Below are 3,795 nucleotides of genomic sequence, written 5' to 3'. Positions count from 1 at the left end.
GCCGGCCCGCCGCACGGAGCAGGAATCCCTCGCCCAACCGCCAGTGGCCGAGGGCGGAGTGGGGCGTCTCGGGCGGGTGGAGCAGGTCGGTCATCGCGGGTCCCCTTCCGGTGTCCGGCGCGGACGGTACAGGTCGTGGTCGTAGCCGGTGCGGGGAGAACGCCTCCGGCCCAGCAGCAGGAAGAGCATGCTGCGCTCGTCGCTTCCGGAGACGCCCAGCATCGTGTCGATGGCCTCGTTGTCCAGCCCCAGGACCGCACCGATCGCCAGGTCGGCCTCCGTCGCGGCGAGGTAGGCGCTCTGGGCGGCCTGGCCGACCTCGATGCTCAGCATCCGGTAACCCCGCGCCCCGTAGGCGGCCACCAGGGGTTCCAGACGCCCGCACACGACGACGACGGCGGCGCACTGCCTCAGGTCGTAGTTGGTGAGCGCGTAGTGGCGTTGCAGGTCGGCGAAGTCCACGGAGGGGCCGGACAGGAGCCGGTGGGAGTCGCCGTCGTAGGCGTAGGCGCGCTGCTCCAGCCCTTCCACGGAGTTGGCCAGGACCCGCAGCCGCACCCAGGGCCGCGGGCGCGGGGACGGCGCCACGTCGGTGGCGCAGTGCCCGATCCGTTCGGCGGCCGAGAGCACCCGGCCCAGTTCGCCGGCGCCCAGGTCGGGCCGCGCGGACATCACACCGAAACCCGAGCGGCGGGTCCGCAGCGCCCGCTCCAGCCCGTCGCCGTCCGCGGCGGACGGCACCGGGGGAAGGGGCACCGACGGAACGTCGTCGGGCAGCGGGTCGGCCGTGCCCTCGGCCCCCGCCTCGGGGGAGGGGCGGGGAGCGTCACCCACCAGGGTCGCGGCGTGGACCCGCTCGACCATGTCGAAGGAGCGCACCCGCCTCGACCTCTCCCACACCCGGGGAGGGGCGGTGGGCGGTTGGGCCGAAGCGCCGGGGGACGCGGCGTCTGCCCGCTCCCCCAGGGGAACCACCGCGAACGGCGCCTCGGTACGGCCGTCGACGCCCACGGCCGCGCCCACGGGCGCCTCGTCGAACCACAGGACCGGCCGCGGCGTGTGGCCGAAGGCGCCCAGCACCATCCGCCAGGACCCCAGAAGGGCACCGGTGTCCTGGGTGACCACGTGGTAGGAGAAGGAGTTGTACTTGAAGGAGTTCTTCCAGAACCGCAGCGTCGCCACCAGGTACAGGGGCGCCCGCACGCCGCTGGCACCGGCCAGTGCGTCGGACCGGTCCCGTGTGGACAGCCGGTCGAGCGCGTGGTGGGCGGTGTCGTAGTGGTAGACGCCGCACGGCAGCACGGCTCCGGGGCCGGCGACCAGGTAACTCTCCACCGGGTACATACCGCCGCCCGACGCGGTGGGGCGCGACCACACGGCCAGGTCGGAACGGAGCCGCCGCGCGCTGTCGTCGTTCCAGTCGGGGGAGGTGCGGCGCCCGGTCACCGTGTAGCACGCCAGCGCCGTGGCCAGTTCCCCCAGGCTGGGATCACAGCGGTCGTCCGTGCGCGCCCGGTCCACGGATCCCAGGACGCCGCCGGGAACGGGAACGTCGAAGGGGGCGGGCAGGGGCACCTTCGGGGCGTCCCGGTAGAAGGTGTGGCGGAAGGGCTGGTCGTCCCAGTCCACCCGGAACCCCGGAGGCGGTAGGGGGACGCGTTGGCGTTCGAACATCCGGCGGGCGTAGTCGAGCGCCACGGCCGCTCCAGCCCCGCTGTGGCCGGAGCGGCCGTTGGTGTCGGCTGCTGTAGTCAAACTCAACTCCTTGCTGGAGGAACGTCTGCGGGCCTCGACCGTGGCGGTCAGGGGAAGGGGTGGGGGACGCGGTGGAGTTCGTCGTCGCGCAGCGGCCGGGACGTCAGCCCGGCGTGGTGGGGCGCCCACCGGGTGCGCGGCAGGTGCAGCGCGCGCTGGCGTTCCCAACCGAAGTCGATGGGGACCAGGCCGGGAACGATGACCGAGACTGTGTGCAGGCCCAGGAGCCGCTGCTCGGGGGTGGTCTGGTCGACCACGACGGTGTCCATGCCGCGCTCGGCCAGCATGGCGACGAGTTCCCGCACGGGGGCGCGGAGGTCGCCGGGCGCCTCACGGCCCGTCGTCCAGTCGGAGAACACCTCGTCCAGGGGCAGGCGCGTGTCCTGGCGCAGCCAGTGGTCGGCCTTTGGGGCCATCCTGGGCAGCCCGAACAGGAGCGCGTGGTGGGACAGTTCGGTCATCAGCCGGTAGTCGTCGGCCATGCGCTCGGTGCGTTCCAGTTCGGCCTCCACCCGCTCGGGGAAGCCGGAGATGTAGGAGGCGGTCTCGCACACGGCCGCCCGCACCGCGTCCGCCGGATCCAGTGACGCGCCGCCCGCGAAGCACAGCGTTCCCAGACCGTCACCGCGGCGTACCGAGACCGCGCCGACCGCGGGCACCGGCAGGTCGGTGCGGATGTCGAAGCAGCGGAGGTCGTAGCCGTAGAGGTCCACGTGCGCGCGCATCTGCTGGACCAGGGCGGAGTCGACGGTGTCCAGGTCGATCTCGGCCGGGGTCAGGCCGGCGTACCAGCTGACGAGGAAGGCGTCCCGCTCCATGAGTTCGAGCAGGCCGTGCAGGACGGCCTCGGTCGGGGAGCTGCCCGAGGCGCACCCGTTGGAGCACTCCTGCACGGTGTTGCGGTGGTCGGTGCGGTGGTCCAGGTAGTAGACGAGCTGTTCGGGGACGAGCAGCGGGCGCTCGTCCCGGAGCGAGTAGCCCCACACCCACGGCACTTCGGGCTGTTCGGACCAGGGGACGTACTGGTGGCTGTGGTGCCGGTAGAACTCCTCGGAGTAGAGCCCGCACTCGGACGGGTCCAGGTGGGGGACGTCCAGGTCCGCGGCGCGGGCGCGCAGGGCGACACGGGCGCGCCGCGGCTGCTGTCCGGCGTCGCGTTCCAACCCCTCCAGGGCCGCCAGGAGCTCACTGCGGGCGTAGCTCTCGGCGTGCCCGCTCCACCACAGTTCGTGCAGCGCGTACTTGCTGCGGACGTTGAACCATCCGCTGACCGGCGCGGTCGCCGTCGCCTGGTAGGCGCGCATCGCCGGACCGCCGAGCATGCCGCAGACCGAGTTGGCCAGTGCCTCCATCGGCAGGTCGAGGTCCTCCGGCCGCCGGGCGCGGGTGGCGCCGGGGGAGACCACGGGGACCGGCTCCAGCACGACGCGGGCGCCCTCGGCGGTGTCCTCGACCGGTCGGGCGCACCGCTCGCACGCGGAGTCGCGGATCAGGCCGAACCGGTTGACGGCCGAGGTCAGCGTGTCGACCTCCCACACCGGTGAGCTGCGCGGGTCGTCCTCGGCCAGGGCCGCCTCGACCAGGGCGGCGGTGACCGCGGCGGTGTGGGGTCCCGGAACGACCACGGTGGAGGCGAGGACGCCGTGCGGGTCCTCCAGGGCCTGGCGTTCCGCCTTGGGACGGCACACCAGCCACCTGCGGTCCAGGCAGCACGGGCAGGGCCCAGGCGCTCCGGGGGTGGCGGCGACGACGACACTCGATCCGTACAGGCGGACGCTCACCCGGGCCCTCGCGTCCCCGCCGCCCAGCGCGACCACCTCCCCGGAGTCCGCGCCGGGGATCCCCAGGACGGCCACGTCGATCGCTCCGTCGGCACCGCGTACACGGTCGGCGACCATCCGGCCGAACACCGCTGCCGGTGTCCCGGGACCGGCGACCGGGGACGGGGTCATCATCGTCATCTGACACCTCTTGCTCTCGTCGTACGGGGGATGGGGGTGACGCCACGGACCCCGTCCGCGGCGTCACCGGGCGGCGGGA

At 73.6% G+C, this 3,795-nt stretch carries 2 protein-coding genes; both read right to left on the bottom strand.

The features are described from left to right. Nucleotides 1-90: 90 nt before the first annotated feature. A complete protein-coding gene (locus D455_RS31785) occupies nucleotides 91-1,755 on the bottom strand; it encodes a SagB family peptide dehydrogenase (protein WP_152487162.1) in 1,665 nt (554 codons plus the stop codon). A 47-nt stretch (nucleotides 1,756-1,802) separates the two neighbouring features. After that, nucleotides 1,803-3,716 (bottom strand): TOMM precursor leader peptide-binding protein, encoded by a 1,914-nt coding sequence (locus tag D455_RS31780; protein WP_017573700.1) that lies wholly within the window; start codon nucleotides 3,714-3,716, stop codon nucleotides 1,803-1,805. Between the last annotated feature and the right edge of the window lie 79 nt (nucleotides 3,717-3,795).

The organism is Nocardiopsis halotolerans DSM 44410 (assembly GCF_000341065.1).
In the GTDB taxonomy this organism is placed as follows: domain Bacteria; phylum Actinomycetota; class Actinomycetes; order Streptosporangiales; family Streptosporangiaceae; genus Nocardiopsis; species Nocardiopsis halotolerans.
This window is presented reverse-complemented; position numbering and strand designations above follow the sequence as displayed.